The organism is Rhizobium sp. 768_B6_N1_8 (assembly GCF_051811225.1).
Taxonomy (GTDB): domain Bacteria; phylum Pseudomonadota; class Alphaproteobacteria; order Rhizobiales; family Rhizobiaceae; genus Rhizobium.
In genome coordinates this window covers 1,225,854-1,242,638 of the sequence record NZ_JBPWPV010000002.1, presented here as the reverse complement: position 1 = coordinate 1,242,638, position 16,785 = coordinate 1,225,854, and the positions used below count along the sequence as shown (strand labels likewise).

The 16,785-nt window shown below is 60.5% G+C and carries 15 protein-coding genes; 8 read left to right on the top strand and 7 right to left on the bottom strand.

Going from position 1 to position 16,785, the window contains the following annotated elements:
• Positions 1–5: 5 nt before the first annotated feature.
• Entirely contained in the window at positions 6–782 is a 777-nt protein-coding gene (locus tag AB8B33_RS30015) for a class I SAM-dependent methyltransferase (protein ID WP_439018157.1), read from the bottom strand.
• Positions 783–956: 174 nt separating this feature from the next.
• Here AB8B33_RS30015 and AB8B33_RS30010 point away from each other — a divergent pair, with 174 nt between their 5' ends.
• On the top strand, positions 957–1,871 hold the full coding sequence (locus AB8B33_RS30010) for a LysR family transcriptional regulator (RefSeq protein ID WP_439018156.1): 915 nt from the start codon (positions 957–959) through the stop codon (positions 1,869–1,871).
• On the opposite strand, the gene AB8B33_RS30005 is transcribed toward AB8B33_RS30010, so the two are convergent.
• From AB8B33_RS30005 to AB8B33_RS29985, 5 genes are all read right to left on the bottom strand, one after another.
• Positions 1,861–2,190: a DUF6665 family protein gene (locus tag AB8B33_RS30005; RefSeq protein WP_113322993.1), complete on the bottom strand. Its 330-nt coding sequence runs from the start codon at positions 2,188–2,190 to the stop codon at positions 1,861–1,863. The two genes, AB8B33_RS30010 and AB8B33_RS30005, sit on opposite strands and share 11 nt — an antisense overlap.
• 19 nt (positions 2,191–2,209) lie before the next feature.
• On the bottom strand, positions 2,210–2,362 hold the full coding sequence (locus AB8B33_RS30000) for a hypothetical protein (protein WP_310381983.1): 153 nt from the start codon (positions 2,360–2,362) through the stop codon (positions 2,210–2,212).
• 133 nt (positions 2,363–2,495) lie between these two features.
• The gene (locus tag AB8B33_RS29995; protein WP_113322992.1) at positions 2,496–3,137 is read right to left on the bottom strand and encodes a ThuA domain-containing protein; all 642 of its coding nucleotides are present in this window, start codon (positions 3,135–3,137) and stop codon (positions 2,496–2,498) included.
• Positions 3,138–3,156: 19 nt separating this feature from the next.
• Positions 3,157–4,260 (bottom strand): Gfo/Idh/MocA family protein, encoded by a 1,104-nt coding sequence (locus AB8B33_RS29990; RefSeq protein WP_439018155.1) that lies wholly within the window; start codon positions 4,258–4,260, stop codon positions 3,157–3,159.
• 31 nt (positions 4,261–4,291) lie between these two features.
• On the bottom strand, positions 4,292–5,491 hold the full coding sequence (locus AB8B33_RS29985) for an ROK family transcriptional regulator (protein WP_113322991.1): 1,200 nt from the start codon (positions 5,489–5,491) through the stop codon (positions 4,292–4,294).
• Between the two features lie 258 nt (positions 5,492–5,749).
• Between AB8B33_RS29985 and AB8B33_RS29980 the strand changes: the two genes are divergently transcribed.
• The 4 genes from AB8B33_RS29980 to AB8B33_RS29965 all read left to right on the top strand — a co-directional run bounded on the left by AB8B33_RS29980 (position 5,750) and on the right by AB8B33_RS29965 (position 10,014).
• On the top strand, positions 5,750–7,018 hold the full coding sequence (locus AB8B33_RS29980) for an extracellular solute-binding protein (protein WP_439018889.1): 1,269 nt from the start codon (positions 5,750–5,752) through the stop codon (positions 7,016–7,018).
• Positions 7,019–7,118: 100 nt separating this feature from the next.
• Positions 7,119–8,042 (top strand): carbohydrate ABC transporter permease, encoded by a 924-nt coding sequence (locus AB8B33_RS29975; protein WP_439018888.1) that lies wholly within the window; start codon positions 7,119–7,121, stop codon positions 8,040–8,042.
• 79 nt (positions 8,043–8,121) lie between these two features.
• Positions 8,122–8,919 carry a carbohydrate ABC transporter permease gene (locus AB8B33_RS29970; RefSeq protein WP_112572501.1) on the top strand — a complete coding sequence of 266 codons (798 nt, stop codon included), beginning with the start codon at positions 8,122–8,124 and terminating at the stop codon, positions 8,917–8,919.
• A 21-nt stretch (positions 8,920–8,940) separates the two neighbouring features.
• Positions 8,941–10,014: an ABC transporter ATP-binding protein gene (locus AB8B33_RS29965; RefSeq protein ID WP_439018154.1), complete on the top strand. Its 1,074-nt coding sequence runs from the start codon at positions 8,941–8,943 to the stop codon at positions 10,012–10,014.
• 102 nt (positions 10,015–10,116) lie between these two features.
• Here AB8B33_RS29965 and AB8B33_RS29960 read toward each other — a convergent pair whose 3' ends face one another.
• Entirely contained in the window at positions 10,117–11,451 is a 1,335-nt protein-coding gene (locus tag AB8B33_RS29960) for a dicarboxylate/amino acid:cation symporter (protein WP_439018153.1), read from the bottom strand.
• Between the two features lie 221 nt (positions 11,452–11,672).
• Between AB8B33_RS29960 and AB8B33_RS29955 the strand changes: the two genes are divergently transcribed.
• The 3 genes from AB8B33_RS29955 to AB8B33_RS29945 all read left to right on the top strand — a co-directional run bounded on the left by AB8B33_RS29955 (position 11,673) and on the right by AB8B33_RS29945 (position 16,380).
• Complete coding sequence (locus AB8B33_RS29955; RefSeq protein WP_439018152.1) at positions 11,673–13,535, top strand: sensor histidine kinase; 1,863 nt, start codon at positions 11,673–11,675, stop codon at positions 13,533–13,535.
• Positions 13,532–14,899: a sigma-54-dependent transcriptional regulator gene (locus AB8B33_RS29950; RefSeq protein ID WP_439018151.1), complete on the top strand. Its 1,368-nt coding sequence runs from the start codon at positions 13,532–13,534 to the stop codon at positions 14,897–14,899. Before AB8B33_RS29955 ends, AB8B33_RS29950 begins: the two co-directional genes overlap by 4 nt.
• A gap of 131 nt (positions 14,900–15,030) precedes the next feature.
• Complete coding sequence (locus AB8B33_RS29945) at positions 15,031–16,380, top strand: FAD/NAD(P)-binding protein (RefSeq protein WP_439018150.1); 1,350 nt, start codon at positions 15,031–15,033, stop codon at positions 16,378–16,380.
• Positions 16,381–16,785: the final 405 nt, after the last annotated feature.

Here is a 16,785-nt window from a genome sequence, read left to right as displayed (position 1 = left end):
GGCTGTCAGGGCAGGGCGACGATCAGGCGCAGTGAACCTTCGAAGAAGGGTTGCGTGCGCAGATGCCCGTAACGCGCATCCCACGTGCCATCCTTGAGATCGCGGCCGAGTTCGGTCACGAAGCGTTCGCCGATCGATGGATCGACGAAGCTCCAGGCCGAATTTGCAAGCCGGGCGCCGGGATCGAGCATAAGCTCCGGCCGACCGTAGTAGGCCTCGCCGAAACCATCGATGCAGGCAAGCGGGATCGGCACGGGCAATATCTCAATTGTGCCGCCGAGATGATCGGCGACGGTCTGCAGGGCCGGATAGCGGCTTGCCTCGACGGCGATCATCTCCGGCGCATAGTCGAACAGCCATGAGTGTTCCAGTTCATTGGGATCGCAGCTCAAGATCAGCACGGGACCGCGCGAAACACGACGCATTTCTGAAACACCAGTTTTGAGGTCCGACCATTGATGCACAGTGAAGGTCGCCATGCTCGCGTCGAATGATTGATCTGCGAAGGGAAGTTTTTCGGCCGTTGCATCGATTGCCTCGGGCAGATGGTCCGGGCGTTGGGCGCGCATGCATGCAGAAGGTTCTACTGGTGTCACCTTCCGGTCGACCGGCTCGTAGGAGCCTGCACCTGCGCCGACATTCAGAACGGTCTCGGCGTTGCCAAGTGCGGCGCGGATGAATTCGGCGATATGCGGATCGGGCTGGCGGTACCTGGTGTAATTTGTACCGATCACGCCGTAATTGGCGTCGCCCGCACTTCCGTCCCTGTGTCTGCTGTTCACGATCGGTCTCCATGACTGCTTCAAAAGGCAAAGCGCCGCTGTTGCCGGAGCGCTGAGCTCTCCGGCGTTTGTTGTTCCTGAAAAGGCATTCGCTAATTTGCGAACCGCAAGAAACACCATGGAATGCAGTGTGAAAATCGATATGATCGAACAAATATTGTTCGGAAAATGCACATGGCTCGCCGCATTCCATCGCTTAATGCGCTCCGCGCTTTCGAAGCCGCCGGCCGTCTCGGGCGCATGACGCTCGCCGCGGACGAACTGAACGTCACCCATAGCGCCGTCAGCCGCCAGATCCAGCATCTCGAAAATGTGCTCGGCGTTCCCCTCTTTGAAGGCCCGAAGAACCGGCTGCGTCTGACCGAGGCCGGCACGACGCTTCTGTCAGGTCTGAATGCCGCCTTCGACCAGATCGACACGTCCGTCCGCGCGGTGGCCGATACCGAGGATGGTGCGCTCGATGTATCCTGCCCCGGAACCTTCACCATGCGCTGGCTGATCCCAAGGCTCTACCGGTTTCAGGCGGAATATCCCGATATCGATGTGCGCCTGACCGCCTCTTCACGTCCGGTGGATTTTGCCCGCGACAGCTTCGATGTCGCTATCCGCGTTGGAACAGCACCCTGGCCAGCCGGTGCGGATGTCATCCCGCTCTTTCCCGAACAGACCGGTCCCGTGCTTTCGCCGGCATTGGCGGAAATTGTCGGCGAACGCTTCACAGGTGCCGCTCGCCTTCATACCCGCAGCCGTCTACGCGCCTGGGGTGACTGGCTTGCTCGCTCGGGCATCACCGTCGAAGCTGGTGGCCGTGTCGAATATGAGCATTTCTATTTCATGCTGGAGGCGGCCAATGCCGGGCTTGGCGTCTGCGTCGTGCCCTGGCCCTATGTGACGGATGATGTTCGCCTCGGCCGGTTGGTGGCGCCGCATGGATTTCTGGAAAGCGGCCATGAGTACGTGGCCTTGCGCCGGGCGAGGCGAAACCGCAAATCCACGCTCTTTTGCGAATGGCTGGAAAAAGAGGCGCGCGCATTCGTTCTCTCGCATCCGGCGCCTGCGACACAGAGCCTGACCGCCGCTATTTCCTGACGACGCCGACCCGCGCCAGCACTTCGCCGGGAATGGCGTAACGCTGGACAATATCCCTGTTGTTGCGCAGCCCGCAGATCTCGCGCTGGACGAAGAGCGCCCAAACGGCATCGGACGCCTCGTTGATCAGCGTTTCGCGCTGCTCGGCACTATCGCGATCGGGATTCCAGGCCTTCAGGGCTGAGAGAGCCGATTCGACTTTGAGACCGTTGCGTCCGAGTGAACTGGCGCGCTCCGACATGAGCTCGTATTCGAGTACATTCACCCCGCCTTCGGCCGAAAAAGACTGCCTGAAGGATTGCGGCGGGCGAACGCTCATCGGACGATCCCTCGCTGGATTATTGCGGCTGGACGCCGGTGACCTGGACATAGACCCAGGCCAATGCAAACACGATGATCACCGCGGCGATGATCACGAGCTTGCGGAGCATGGGATTGGGGGCTTTCGGCGGGGGCTTCGGCTTGCGAAACTTGATAACGTTATCGCTCATTGTCTTGCTGTCTGGTTCGTTCTTTCCACAGCAGTAACGCATATCGACGGATTTGGCACCCGTGTCGTGCCCAAATATGCACTTTTCATGTGGGGCTGCCGGCGAGACACCGGCAGCCCCAACGTCGAACCGATCAGCGCGCTGCCCAATTGGCGCCGCGGCGGAAGATCGTCTTCATCTGCGGCACGTCGAATTCCTTGGCGACATGGCCGAGTGAGGAATAGAAGACGCGACCCTTGCCATATTTCCGCTTCCAGACAACCGGCATCGTCACGCCGTCGATCCAGTAGGCATGTTCGCCGGTGAAAGTCGTCGTCGCCAGCACCTCGTTCGAGGGATCGACATGCATGTAATATTGTTCGGAATTATAGGGGAAATCGGTGATCCCCTCCATTAGCGGGTCGTCCGGCCGGGTGATGTTGACGGTGTAGTTTATGATATTGCCGGGATGGGCAACCCATTGGCCGCCGATGATGAACTGGTAATCGGTCGATTCGCGGAAGCTGTCGCCGGCGCCGCCGTGATAGCCGGCAATGCCGACGCCGCTTTCGATCGCGGCAGCGAGGTTCTTGACCTCTTCCTTCTCGATCTTCGACATGGTGATGACGGGAACGATCAGGCTCAGATCGTGGATCGACGGATCGGCGAAGGCCTCCGTGCTGTGCTCCACATAGACCTTGAAGCCGTCTTCCTCGAGTATGTCCTTGATGATTGCGGCGCATTGTTCCGGTTCGTGGCCGGCCCAGCCGCCCCAGACGATCAGTGCTTCACGCATCGTGTATTCCTCCTGAATGTTACTTACCGAGCAGTCCGTCGACGAGGGATTGAGAAAGCGGAGCAGGGCGCTCCGTTGTCGTGGTGAGCGTTACCGTGCTGCCGGTGTCAGATGCCTTCTGGAAGGCTTCCATCACCTCGAGCACATGCAGCGCCAGATCGCCATTTGCGCGATGCGGCCGGTTCGAGCGGATCGCGTGGGCGAGATCGGCCACACCGAGGGAGCGATAATTGCCGTCGGCATAGGGCAGCGTCACGGGCTGGTCCTCGAACTGGCCGCCCTTCTTCAGATATTCGACCGGGCCGGCAAAACGGTTCGGATCCGGCACGATCAGCGTGCCTTCGGTGCCGTAGACTTCGAGCGGCACATGCTTGTGGCCTGCCACATCGAAGCTCATGCCGATCTGTACGACAGCGCCATTGGCGAAAGCCATCACGCCGGCCACATGCGTCGGGATATGAACCGGAATGCGCTCGCCATTGCGCGGCTCGCTGGTGATGATGCGCTCATCGCGCGGCGTGACCGCAAAACCGGCGACCTTGGCAACCGGCCCCAGCAGATTGACGAGGTCGGTGATGTAATAGGGACCCATGTCGAGCATCGGGCCGCCGCCGACTTCATAATAGAAGGCCGGATTGGGATGCCAGCGCTCATGGCCCGGGCACATGAAGGTCGCGGTGCCGCCGACTGGAATGCCGATGACGCCCTCGTCGATCAGGGCGCGGGCGGTCTGGTGGCCGCCGCCAAGGAAGGTGTCAGGGGCAGCGCCGATGCGCAGACCCTTGGCCTTGGCGGCATCCGCCAATTTTTTCCCTTCCGCGAAATTAATCCCCACCGGCTTTTCCGAATAGGTATGCTTGCCGGCCTCCAGTGCCTGCAGACCGACTGCAACGTGGGCCTTCGGAATGGTCAGGTTGACGATGATTTCGACCTTCGGATCGGCCAGGAGCTCTTCGACAGACCTGGCATGAAGATTGAATTCGTTGGCTTTTGCCTCTGCAAGTTCGCGATTGAGGTCGGCCAGTCCGCGGATCTCGAGAATCGGGAATGCGGATGTCATCGCCTTCAGATAGGCGCCCGAAATATTGCCGCATCCAATGATGCCGATGCCGACTTTTTCCATCATATCCTCCATAAATACTGATTTTTGCGCGTCAGAGCGCCGGTCCTGTAGTGCTCCAGGGCGATTCGTAGAGTTCATAAAGCGCAACAGCGGCAGCACCCTGCGCCCAGAAGTCGTCGGTCGAATCATCGAAAACGAGTTCACTGACGCCTTGCAGGGACGGCGGGATAGCCAGCGCATAGGCATCCCGCAGACTGTTGAGGAAGGGCTCACCCAGCGCAAGCGAGGAGCCGACGAGAATAACGCGCGGTGGCGCAAACAGGGTGACGATATTGGCAATGGTCAGCCCCACCGCCTCGCCGGCGCGCATGGCCGCGCCGATCAGACGGTCGTCATCGGCCTGGATCAGCGCCTGAACATGGGTCATGCCTCGGCCGAGGCGTACCGCTTCGGCAAAGCGGCCATCGGCCTGTTGTTCGCCGAGAATGGCGCTTTCACCGGCCTGGCTGGAAAGACGCACCACGCCCTGCTGACCCATGCCGAGGACAAGATCGCCGAGATTGTGGCTGAGGCCGCCAGCGCCGCGGAAAAGCTGGTTGTCGTGCAGCACGCCGAGACCGAGTGTCTGCTCCAGCGAGATCAGCACCATGTCTTCGAGATCGCGGGCCTTGCCGAACCAATGATGGCCAAGCGTGATGGCATGTGCGTCGCTCTCGATGATGGTCGGCGTCGACAGGCGGGCCGACATTTCCGCAGCAAAATCAATGTTGACTTCGCGGAAGATGGGGCTTGAACGGATATGGCCGGTACGGTGCTCGATGACGCCAGGGAGTGCCAGGCAGATGCTGTCGATATCATCGAGCGAGAGGCCGATATCGACGACGCAGCGCCGCACGCCATCCTCGATGAGGTCGGCAATCACGGCAATCGGCTGCCGATCGATGCGGATCGGCAGGGCGAGCTTGGAGAGCACGTCGCCGCGGAAATTGGTAACCACGAAGATCATGCGGCTGGCGGCAATCTTGGCGCCAACTACGCGGGCGGCATCCGGATTGACCTCCAGCATGACGCGCGGCCTGCCACGCACTGCCTCGTTGCGGATATCACCCTCGTGAATGGGCAAAATGAGCCCGTCGTCGAGAAGCGAAGCGGTAATGGCCGAAACTGTCGTCGTGGACAATTCGGTGCGTTCGCTGATCTGGATGCGGGAGATCGGGCCGTGGCGCCGGATCGTATCCAGCACGTTCAAGCGGTTGATGGCACGCATCAATTCAGGATCGGCAGTCTTCATCGTCTCGTGCGCACCTAAACTGTCATAGGCCTCGCGATTTTATTCGAGAGGCAAATTAAATTCGCCTTGTTGTAGATCTGATTTTCACAATCGCGCAACAGGAATTTCCATAATGGCATCATTTTGCGCATCTTCTGCCGCTTTTTCAGGCAGGGTATTGACAGAAAGGCAAAGGTTGCGATTATTTAATCCGGATACAGAAATAAAGCGCCTCGGGAGGAGTGCCAAGTGCTGACTACCAAAACTCATCGCATCAACATGCTGTCGGCGATCGCAATCGCGGTTGCCGGTTACTGTGCATCAACGGTAACGGCTGCCGCCGATACGACCATCCGCTGGCTCCACCTGGAGCAGGTTCCGGGCACCCTCGAGGTGTGGAACAAGCTCGCCAAGGACTTCGAAGCGAGCCACCCCGGCGTCAAGGTCGAGCTGCAGTTCCTCGAAAACCAGGCCTTCAAGGCCAAGCTTCCGACGCTCCTGCAGTCGAACGAAGCCCCGAGCTTCTTCTACACCTGGGGTGGCGGCGTGCTGAAGGCGCAAGCCGAGACCGGTATGCTGCGGCCGATCGATGCCGCCCTTGACGCCGATGGCGGCGCATGGCGCAACGGCACCAGTGCTGCCACGATCGACGGCATGACCTTCGACGGCAAGGTCTGGGCAGCGCCCTACAAGACTGGCCTCGTCTCCTTCTTCTACAACAAGGAATTGTTCAAGAAGGCCAATGTCGATGCCAGCAAGATCAAGACCTGGGGCGATTTCCTCAGCGCCGTGAAGACGCTGAAGGCCGCAGGCATCGTGCCGATCGCCGGCGGTGGCGGTGATAAGTGGCCGATCCATTTCTATTGGGGCTATCTCGCCATGCGCGAAGCCGGCCATGATGGCTTCGAAAAGGCCAAGGCTGGCGAGGGTGATGGTTTTGCCGGTGAAGCCTTCGTGAAGGCCGGCGAGCATCTCGCCGAACTCGGCAAGCTCGAACCCTTCCAGAACGGCTATCTTGGCGCCACCTGGAACGATGCGCTTGCTGCTTTCGGCGACGGACGCGCGGCCATGCTGCTCGGCTTTGAAAACACCAACGACACCTCGCGTGCGAGCTCAACCAGCGGAAAGGGTCAGCCGGACGACAATATCGGCCGCTTCCCGTTCCCGGTCGTCGAAGGCGCTCCGGGTCTCGCGACCGATTACCTCGGTCGTCTGAACGGTTGGGTCGTCACCAAGAATGCGCCTCCGGAAACCGAAGAGTTCCTGAAGTTCCTCGGCAATCCGGAAAATCAGAAGCTGTTGGCTCAGAAGACCGGTATCATCCCCGTCGCCAAGGGCGCAGCCGATGGCGTTAAGAACGTGCTTCTGAAGGACAGCGCGGTCGCTCTCGATCAGGAAACTTGGCACCAGAACTTCCTCGATCAGGATCTCGGCCCGAATGTCGGTGGTGTCGTCAACGACATGACGATGGAGATCGTCTCTGGCTCGACTTCGCCGGCCGACGCTGCCCAGCAGATCCAGGACGCCTACTCGCTCGAAGCGAAGTAAAAAATCCGCCGGCGCTCGAACCGAGCGCCGGCTCCTTCTCACTCGCGGCGCAGTCGCGAATTCGCCCGAGGAGTCCTAGAGACCGATGAGTGATACTTTCATGTCAGCAAATGTGGCAGGGACGAGCGCCAAAGTGGCCCCGCGCCGGCACAAGCGTTCGCTGGCCCACAGCAAATGGCCGGTGCTGATCCTTTTCCTGCCGCCGGCATTGATGCTTTTCACGCTGCTCGTCATCGTACCGATGGGCGAAGCCGCATGGTATTCCTTCTATAACTGGAATGGCTACGGCGACCCGACGCAATGGATCGGCTTCCGCAATTACCAGCTCATTTTCCGCAACGGTGCCTTTACCCAGGCGCTCATCAATAACGGCCTGATCGTCCTCATCTCGCTCTGTGTGCAGATCCCGCTGGCGCTATGGCTCGCGACAATGGTCTCCACCAAGATCAAGGGCGCGCTGTTCTTTCGCCTCATCTTCTTCCTGCCCTATGTTCTGGCCGACGTTGCCGCCGGCATGATCTGGCGCTTCGTCTATGACGGCGATTTCGGCCTGGTCGCCGGCATTTCGCATATGATCGGCGTTGAGCCACCCTTCTGGCTCGCCGATCGCGACGTCGCCATGTATGCCATTCTCGGCGTCATCGTCTGGAAGTATTTCGGCTTTCACATGATGCTCTTCATTGCCGGCCTTCAGGCGATCGACAAGAGCGTGCTGGAGGCGGCCGATATCGATGGCGCGACCGGTTGGCAGAAATTCCGGCACGTCACGTTGCCGCTTCTCGGCTCCACCGTTCGCCTGTCCGTCTTCTTCGGCGTCGTCGGCTCTCTGCAGCTCTTCGACATGATCATGCCGCTGACTGGCGGCGGTCCGTCGAACTCGACGCAAACGATGGTGACCTTCCTTTATAATTTCGGGGTGACCCGCATGCAGGTCGGTTTCGGCAGCGCCGTCGGCGTCGTGCTGTTCCTGATCTGCGTCACGCTCGCCTTCAGCTACAAGCGGATATTCATGCGCAATGACTGATATCTCAACCGCACCACCTATCGATGCCGCATCGGCAAATAGCGCCGGCCGCAAGGTCCGCACCGGTACGCAGATCTACATGTACGTCTCGCTGCTGATCGTCGCCGGCCTCGTCGTCATCCCGCTCATCAGCACCGCGCTCGGCGGCTTCAAGACACTTTCCGACCTTCGGGGCAATCCCTTCGGTCTGCCGACGGAATGGCAGTGGAGCAACTATATCGACATCATCGTCAGCCATCGCTACTGGCTGCAGATGGGCAATTCATTGCTGATCGCGCTGCTCACCGTCTTCCTGACGCTGACGCTCGGTGCCATGGCGGCCTTCTGTTTTGCCCATATCCGCTTCTTCGGCTCGACCTATCTGGTGAACTATTTCCTGATCGGGCTGATGTTTCCGGCTGCAACTGCCATCCTGCCGCTCTACATCCGCATCCGCGATCTCGGCCTTCTCAATACATATTGGGGTGTGGTGCTGCCGCAGGTGGCCTTCGGGCTCGGCATGAGCATCATGCTGTTCCGCAACTATTTCAGGAACCTGCCGTCGGAGCTCTTCGATGCGGCTTTCGTCGATGGCTGCGGTTATATGCGCTTCTTCTGGCATATCTCGCTGCCGCTCTCGCGCCCGATCGTCGCGACCGTCGGCATCATTTCCTTTGTCGGAAGCTGGAACAGCTATATCGTGCCGCTGATCATGCTCAATTCGGAGAGCCTCTATCCCTGGCCGCTCGGCATCATGGTCTACAGAGGGGAGTTTGCCACTGACTGGCACCTCATCCTCGCCTTCATCACGCTGACCATCCTGCCGACCATCATCGTCTTTTTCCTCGCCCAGAAGCACATCATCGCCGGCCTGACCGCCGGTGCGGTGAAGTCCTGAGCCCGCATCGGAGACACGCACATGGCGTCTGTCGAACTCAAGAATATTCGCAAGGCCTATGGATCGCTCGATGTGATCCATAATATCTCGCTGTCGATCGAGGATGGGCAGTTCGTTGCCCTCGTCGGCCCGTCCGGCTGCGGCAAGTCCACGCTCCTGCGCATGATCGCTGGTCTCGAGGAAATCAGCGGCGGTGAGGTCATCATCGACAACGCCGTCGTCAACGAACTGACACCCCGCGAGCGCAACATCGCCATGGTCTTCCAGTCCTATGCGCTCTATCCGCATATGACCGTCGCAGAGAACATGGGTTTCAATCTGAAACTATCAGGTCTTCCCAAGCCGCAGATCGAGCAGCGCGTGGCTGAGGCCGCGCGTATGCTGGATCTGACGAAGCTCATGGAGCGTAAGCCGGCGCAGCTTTCGGGCGGCCAGCGCCAGCGCGTCGCCATGGGTCGCGCCATCGTGCGCAACCCGGCCGTCTTCCTGTTCGACGAGCCGCTATCGAACCTCGATGCCAAGCTGCGTGTGCAGATGCGCTCGGAAATCAAGGCGTTGCATCAGAAGGTCAAGACGACGTCCATCTACGTTACGCATGACCAGATCGAGGCCATGACGCTCGCCGACCGCATCGTCGTCCTGAACCAGGGCAATATCGAGCAGGAGGGCACGCCGCTCGAACTTTACAAAAAACCGGCCAATCTCTTCGTCGCAGCCTTTATCGGCTCTCCGGCGATGAACCTCATCGAAGGTATTGTCGAAGGCGAGGGTGGCGTGCCTGCAGCCCGTCTTTCAGATGGAACCGCGATCCGCATTGCGCCGGACCGTAAGGTCCGTCCGGGCCAGGTGGTGACAGTCGGCCTGCGTCCCGAACATCTGACGCCGGGCGGCAGGGATGGAAATGCGCTCGCCGGCCAGACCCTTCTTGTCGAGCCGACCGGCGCCCAGACGCACGTCGTCTTCGATCTGGCCGGTCAGCCGGTCACGGCGGTGGTGGATGGAGACTATGCCGCCCGCTACGGCGCCCGTTTCGAGGCCAATATCGCCAGCGATCAGGTCCATATTTTCGACCGCGGCACGGGTCTGGCGCTTTAAATCTGAGAGATCGCTGACGATCCGGACGTGTGCCGGCTCGTCGACATCAAATGAAATCCGCCGCCAATGTATGACTGGCGGCGGGTTTGTTTTGTCGGTTGTTTACTCGGCGGGCTGCGCCACTGGAACAAGCACGTCGCTGTCTTCGCGCAAATCGCCGGCCATTGCGGCGGCAAAGCGGGTCTGGTCGAGTTCGTTTTCCCAACGGGCGACGACGATAGTCGCGACGGCATTGCCGACAAGGTTCGTCAATGCCCGGCATTCCGACATGAAGCGGTCGATGCCGAGGATGAGCGCCATGCCGGCGATCGGAACCGAGGGGACGACTGAGAGTGTGGCGGCAAGCGTGATGAAGCCGGCGCCGGTAATGCCCGCAGCACCCTTGGAGCTCAACATCGCCACCAGAAGCAGCAGGATCTGGTCGCCGAAGCTCAGATGCGTATCAGTAGCCTGGGCGATGAAGAGTGCAGCCAGCGTCATATAGATGTTGGTGCCGTCGAGATTGAACGAATAGCCGGTCGGAATGACGAGGCCGACGACCGAGCGCTTGCAGCCGGCCCGTTCCATCTTGTTCATCAGGCCGGGCAGGGCGGCTTCCGAGGACGAAGTCCCGAGCACCAGCAGCAGTTCTTCCTTGATATAGCGGAGCAGCGCCAGGATGGAGAAGCCGTTGTAGCGGGCAACTGCACCGAGCACGACCAACACGAAGAGCAGCGACGTCAGATAGAAGGTGCCGATCAGGAAGGCGAGGTTGGCGATCGCGCCGATACCATATTTGCCGATGGTGAAGGCCATGGCGCCGAAGGCGCCGATCGGGGCGAATTTCATCAAGATTGCGACGAGGCGGAAGACCGGAGCGGTCAGAACCTGGAAGAAATCCAGCACGGGCTTGCCACGCTCCCCGACGGAGCCGAGCGCAATGCCGAAGACGACTGAGAAGAATAGCACCTGCAGGATGTCGCCCTTGGCGAAGGCGCCGACGATCGTGTCCGGGATGATGTTCATCAGAAAGCCGACGATCGTCGCATCATGGGCCTGGGCGGCATAGTTGTTGACCGCCTTCGTATCGAGCGTCGCCGGATCGATATGCATGCCGGCGCCTGGCTGCAGCACGTTGGAAACAACGAGGCCAACGACGAGCGCCAGCGTCGAAAAGACGAGGAAGTAGCCGAGCGCCTTGCCGACCACGCGGCCGAACTTCTTGAGATCGGCCATGCCGGCTATGCCGGTCGTGACAGTCAGAAAGATGACGGGTGCGATCACCATGCGCACGAGCTTGATGAAAGCGTCTCCGAGCGGCTGCAGCGAAGCGCCGAGAGCAGGGTAGAAGTGGCCGAGCAGAATGCCGGCGGCGATGGCGGCGAGAACCTGCACGTAGAGGTGCCGGTAAAAGGGAGTTTTGCCGCGCTCTGTAGCGGCGTTCATTGCAATATCCATGGTGTCCTCCACTATGCCGGACGCCAATAGGGCGACGGCCAAGTCATGATGGTCAAACAGCCTCCCGACTGATGAGGACTTGTTTGCAACGCGCGTGCCAGTTACTTCCAATTGCCTAATTCATTGATATTATTGAATGCGTCGGGCTGACCCAGAAACGATAGTGCGATTTTTCGCACAAAGTGATTTGCTGGCCGTGCGAAAAGATGCACAATGCGGCCATGCTCCAGAGGACAGCAAATGAACCTTTACTGACGCCTGAACAGCTTGGCCGGCGCTCCCGATCCGTCTGGCTGATCTTTGCGGCGCTCGCCGCCGTCCTCATCGGAACGGCCCTTTACGGCGCCGGCATCTACGGCCGCCTGCAGGCAATTGCAGCGCTGGAGGATCAGGGGCAGACCGACGCCAATCTCAAGGTGGCGCTGCTGCGTGCCGTGCTCGAGGGGCCACGGGCTCTGCCGCTGCTCCTTGCCGATGACCAGCAGGTGCGGGACGCTTTGGCCTCGGGGCAGGGAGAAGCCGTCATGGGGCTTGACCGCAAGCTCCAGAGCCTTGTCGCCGGCACCCGCGCCTCGGTTCTCTATGTAACCGGCAAGAACGGCATCGCGATCGCTTCCAGCAATTGGCGGGAGCCCCTGAGTTTTGTCGGCAACGACTATTCCTTCCGCGATTATTTCCGCCGTGCGATGGAAACGGGCACGGCGGAGCATTTCGCGCTTGGTAATGTCAGCAACCGGCCGGGCCTCTATATTTCCCGGCGGGTCGGGGATGCCGCGGCTCCGCTTGGTGTCGTCGTCGTCAAGATGGAGTTCGATCAGCTGGAATCCGACTGGCGCGATGCTGTCCGGCCCGCCTATGTTGTCGACGAGCACGGTGTCGTGCTCATCACCAGCCTGCCGTCCTGGCGCTTTATGACGGCGAAACCTCTGCCGCAAGAAAGCCTTGCGGCGATCAGGAGCAGTTTGCAATTCGGCGAGGCGCCATTGCTGCCCTTGCCGATCGACGAACGGCAGGCGCTGGGGCCTGGAGCCGCAATCGTCCATGCCATCATGCCGGGCGCCGGGGAGGGCGAGTTCCTGCGATTGCGCACGGAGGTGCCATCGACAACCTGGCAACTCGAATATCTTGTGCCGACCGAAGCGCCGATCGCCTCTTCGGTGCGCGAATGGCGGCTGCTGACATTGGCCGCCCTCATTCCGGTGCTGGCGATCATGACCTTCCTGCTGCGCCGCCGCCAGATCGTCGTCATGCGTATCGCGACCGAGCGCGCCGCCCGCGAGGAGCTGGAGCGCCGGGTGCTGGAGCGCACACAGGACCTGAGCCGCGCCCGTGACCGTCTGCAGGAGGAGATATCGGACCACCGCGCGACCGAGGCGCGGCTGCAGGTGGTGCAGCAGGAACTGGTGCAGGCGAACCGCCTGGCGATCTTGGGGCAGGTCGCCGCCGGCGTGGCGCATGAGATCAACCAGCCGGTCGCGACCATCCGCGCCTATGCCGACAATGCTCGCACCTTCCTCAAACGCCATCAGCCGGAATCGGCCGACGGCAATCTCGATGCGATTGCCAGCCTGACGGAGCGCATCGGCACCATCACCGAGGAGTTGAAGGCCTTTGCCCGCAAGGGCCGCACTGCGGCGGAGCCGATCGAACTGCGCGCCGTCATCGAAGGCGCGGTCGTACTGCTGCGCAGCCGTTTTGCCGGCCGATTAGATGCGCTCGATATCAGGCTACCTGCAGCCGATCTGAAGGTGAGCGGCAACCGCATCCGGCTGGAGCAGGTACTGATCAACCTCTTCCAGAATGCGCTGGAAGCGCTGGAGGGCAGGGAGGCCGCGAAGGTTGAGATCTTCTGCGAGGAGACGGACAGCGAGGTGGCGGTGACTGTGGCAGATAACGGCCCCGGCATATCGGAGAACATCCTTGGCTCGCTTTTTTCGCCTTTTAACACCTCGAAAGAAAAAGGCCTGGGCCTTGGGCTCGTCATTTCTAAGGATATCGTTGCCGATTATGGCGGCCGTATCGAGGTCGAAAGCAACGAAAGCGGCACCCGCTTTACCGTTTATCTGCAGAAGGCACAGGCATGAGTGAAGCAATCCCGGTCTTGCTGGTCGATGACGACAAGGATCTCCTGAAGGCGACGAAACAGACGCTGGAGCTTGCCGGCTTTTCTGTTTCGACCTTTTCCGCCGCTACGGAAGCGCTGAAGGATCTGACCGCGGAGTTCTCGGGTGTGGTCGTTTCCGATATCCGCATGCCGCATGTCGACGGATTGCAGCTCTTCGATCGGATCCGCCGGCTCGATGAAGACCTTCCCGTGATCCTGATCACAGGGCACGGTGACATCCCGATGGCCGTCAAGGCGATCCAGGATGGGGCCTATGACTTCATCACCAAGCCTTTCGCGGCCGACAGGCTGGTGCAAAGCGTGCATCGTGCCGCCGAAAAGCGCCGGCTCGTGCTCGACAACCGGTCGCTGCGCGAGGCGGCCGAGCAGGCACAAGGCGACCTGCCGCTGATCGGCCAGACGCCGGCCATGGAGCGCCTGCGGCGAACGCTCCGGCAGATCGCCGACACGGATGTCGATGTGCTGGTGACCGGCGAGACCGGCAGCGGCAAGGAAGTGGTGGCAAGCCTGCTGCATCGCTGGAGCCGTCGCTCAAAGGGAAACTTTGTGGCGCTGAATTGCGGCGCCCTGCCGGAAACCGTGATCGAGAGCGAACTCTTTGGCCATGAGGCCGGCGCTTTCACCGGCGCGCAGAAGAAGCGCATCGGCCGCATCGAACATTCGAGCGGTGGGACACTCTTCCTCGATGAAATCGAAAGCATGCCGCCTTCCGCGCAGGTGCAGATGCTGCGCGTCTTGGAAATGCGGGAAGTCATGCCGCTCGGTACCAACGAGGTGCGCCCCGTCGACCTGCGTGTCGTGGCCGCTGCCAAGATCGATCTCGGCGATCCGCGTGAGCGCGGCGATTTCCGCGAGGACCTCTATTACCGGCTCAATGTCGTGACGATCAGCATCCCGCCACTGCGCGATCGGCGCGACGATATCCCGCTTCTCTTCGCCCACTTTACCGAACGGGCTGCCAACCGCTTCAAACGCCCGGTTCCGCCTGTTGCGCCCGAACTGCATCGCCATCTGAAAGACCATGACTGGCCAGGAAATGTACGCGAGCTCTCCCACTTCGCCGAGCGCTTCGTGCTCGGTCTCGAAGCGGCGCCGGCGGAAACGCAGCAAGACGGGATGGCGAACAAAGAGGCCTCGCTCCCTTTGCCGGCGAGAATTGACCGCTATGAGGCCGATATCATCCGGGAGACGCTGACCCGGAACGGCGGCGACGTGCGCCGAACGATCGAAACACTCGGCATTCCGCGCAAGACCTTCTATGACAAGCTGCAGCGTTATGGCATCGAGCGTGCCGCGTTCAGCTCTTCAAAGGCGGAGAGCTGACACATCGGTTACCGGCGGTGCCGAAACGGATCCCGGTATAAACACCTTGGTTGAGAGTCCGGGACCGTGACAAGTCGTCAAGCCGCGCTAGTTCCATCGATGCCTCACCCGGTGATTCATGGAACGAGCGCTTGATTTATGATGTTGTTGTCGTCGGCTCCGGCTTTTCTGCGATCGCAGTCGTCTGCAATCTTGTCCGGAAACTTCCGCAGACGGCGTCGATCGCCGTCATCGGCGATGATCCGGGTTTTGGCAGAGGCACGGCCTATCGCACTGAAATGCATCTCCACCGGCTGAATGTCCCAGCGGCGCGCATGAGCCTCTTCACGGACAGGCCGGCCGATTTCGTGGAATGGCTGAGCCGCAAGAACCGTCCGTCGCGGGATGCCGATTTCGCGTCACGGAGCGATTATGGGCTCTATGTCAGGGATACGCTCGCAGATCTGCTGCGGCCTCGCGACGACCGGCGCCGCGTCGATTTCATCAAGGCCAAGGCCACCGGTTGCGTCGAGCGCTATCCGGGCGCCCTCGGCTTTCTGCTGGAGCATGGCGGCGAAATCGCCGGCCGCCACGTCGTCCTCTGTCTTGGGTTGGGAAATGCGAAATTGCCGGTCGATACCGGAGTTCTTGGGAGCGCCACGCGTTCGCATGTGATCGAAAATCCCTGGCGCCTTTCCTGGCTGACACATGTCGGCCCGCAGGATCGGGTCTGTATCCTGGGCTCGGGCCTTACCATGATCGATCAGGTTCTTGGGCTTCGGTCGCATGGGCACCGCGGCCGCATCGATGTTCTCTCCCGTCGCGGGCTCGCGCCGCACGGACATGCCCGCGATCCGAAATCACCTGCGGCCATCGAGATCGATGCAAACGGGACGACACTCAGCCAGATCCTGCACGATATCAGGCGGCGGGTAAGATCGGGGGCCGACTGGCGAAGCGTCATGGATGGGCTGCGGCCCAAGACCCAGGCGATCTGGCAGAACCTCGCTCCAGCGCAGCGGTCGCGTTTCCTGCGGCATGCGCTGCCATGGTGGAACATCCATCGCCATCGCGTGGCGCCTGACATCTGCGACCGGTTCGAGCAACTGCGGCAGCAGGGCGTCGTCAATTTCCACGCCGGCTATCTCAAAACGCTCAAGGACGCCGGCGACGGGATCGGCATCGAATACCGCAAAAGAGGACGCCGTGAGACGATCGCTCTCACAGTCGATTGGATCGTCAATTGCACGGGGATGGAACGGGCGGGGTTGGCGCATTCACCGCTTCTGCAGGAAATGCGCCGGCAGGGCTTTGTCGTTGCGGATTCGCTTGGGCTCGGAATCTCGGTAAACCGGGATTCGCGCGTGCTGAATTCAGAAGGCGTGACGCAATCGAACCTTTATGCGGTCGGCGCGCTGACAGCCGGTCAATTCTGGGAGATTACCGCCGTTCCCGATATCAGGGCTCAGGCAGAACAGGTCGCTGCGCAAATAGCAATGTGAGAAGGACCCTCAGCCTTGACCGCATGGGTTGCGCCGCTGGCCTGTTTTCGATCAGGCCTTGCTTTTCTCACGGGCGGTTCTTGAAGGCATATTTCACATTCGGACGGCGAGAAATCCTCGCTCCATCGAATCAGGCAGCCCTTTAAGGGGCACCAACACATATTCACATCATGGCGTGAAGGTGCGCGGCGTTCTCTTTCATACCGCGCGCGAATAATACTCCCGGTGCTGCCGCAAATCTATAGAGGCGGTCAACTTTCGAGGATCAAATCGGCAGGTTACGCGCAATTTTTTGTGTAGCGATGCTGGAATGCCAGCGATGTCTTATTTCCGTCTAGGAGGACCTTGATCTTTCAAAACATTGGCGCACCATCTTACTTAGCGAAGGCGAAAATCGCTGAGGCA

Excerpts from the sequence above, each read along its gene's own strand:
- AB8B33_RS29950 (WP_439018151.1), top strand. The coding sequence starts at position 13,532 with ATGAGTGAAGCAATCCCGGTCTTGCTGGTCGATGACGACAAGGATCTC.
- AB8B33_RS29955 (WP_439018152.1), top strand. The coding sequence starts at position 11,673 with ATGCTCCAGAGGACAGCAAATGAACCTTTACTGACGCCTGAACAGCTT.
- AB8B33_RS29970 (WP_112572501.1), top strand. The coding sequence starts at position 8,122 with ATGTACGTCTCGCTGCTGATCGTCGCCGGCCTCGTCGTCATCCCGCTC.
- AB8B33_RS29960 (WP_439018153.1), bottom strand. The coding sequence starts at position 11,451 with ATGGATATTGCAATGAACGCCGCTACAGAGCGCGGCAAAACTCCCTTT.
- AB8B33_RS30010 (WP_439018156.1), top strand. The coding sequence starts at position 957 with ATGGCTCGCCGCATTCCATCGCTTAATGCGCTCCGCGCTTTCGAAGCC.
- AB8B33_RS29995 (WP_113322992.1), bottom strand. The coding sequence starts at position 3,137 with ATGCGTGAAGCACTGATCGTCTGGGGCGGCTGGGCCGGCCACGAACCG.
- AB8B33_RS30005 (WP_113322993.1), bottom strand. The coding sequence starts at position 2,190 with ATGAGCGTTCGCCCGCCGCAATCCTTCAGGCAGTCTTTTTCGGCCGAA.
- AB8B33_RS30000 (WP_310381983.1), bottom strand. The coding sequence starts at position 2,362 with ATGAGCGATAACGTTATCAAGTTTCGCAAGCCGAAGCCCCCGCCGAAA.
- AB8B33_RS29990 (WP_439018155.1), bottom strand. The coding sequence starts at position 4,260 with ATGGAAAAAGTCGGCATCGGCATCATTGGATGCGGCAATATTTCGGGC.
- AB8B33_RS29975 (WP_439018888.1), top strand. The coding sequence starts at position 7,119 with ATGTCAGCAAATGTGGCAGGGACGAGCGCCAAAGTGGCCCCGCGCCGG.
- AB8B33_RS29965 (WP_439018154.1), top strand. The coding sequence starts at position 8,941 with ATGGCGTCTGTCGAACTCAAGAATATTCGCAAGGCCTATGGATCGCTC.
- AB8B33_RS29980 (WP_439018889.1), top strand. The coding sequence starts at position 5,750 with ATGCTGTCGGCGATCGCAATCGCGGTTGCCGGTTACTGTGCATCAACG.
- AB8B33_RS29985 (WP_113322991.1), bottom strand. The coding sequence starts at position 5,491 with ATGAAGACTGCCGATCCTGAATTGATGCGTGCCATCAACCGCTTGAAC.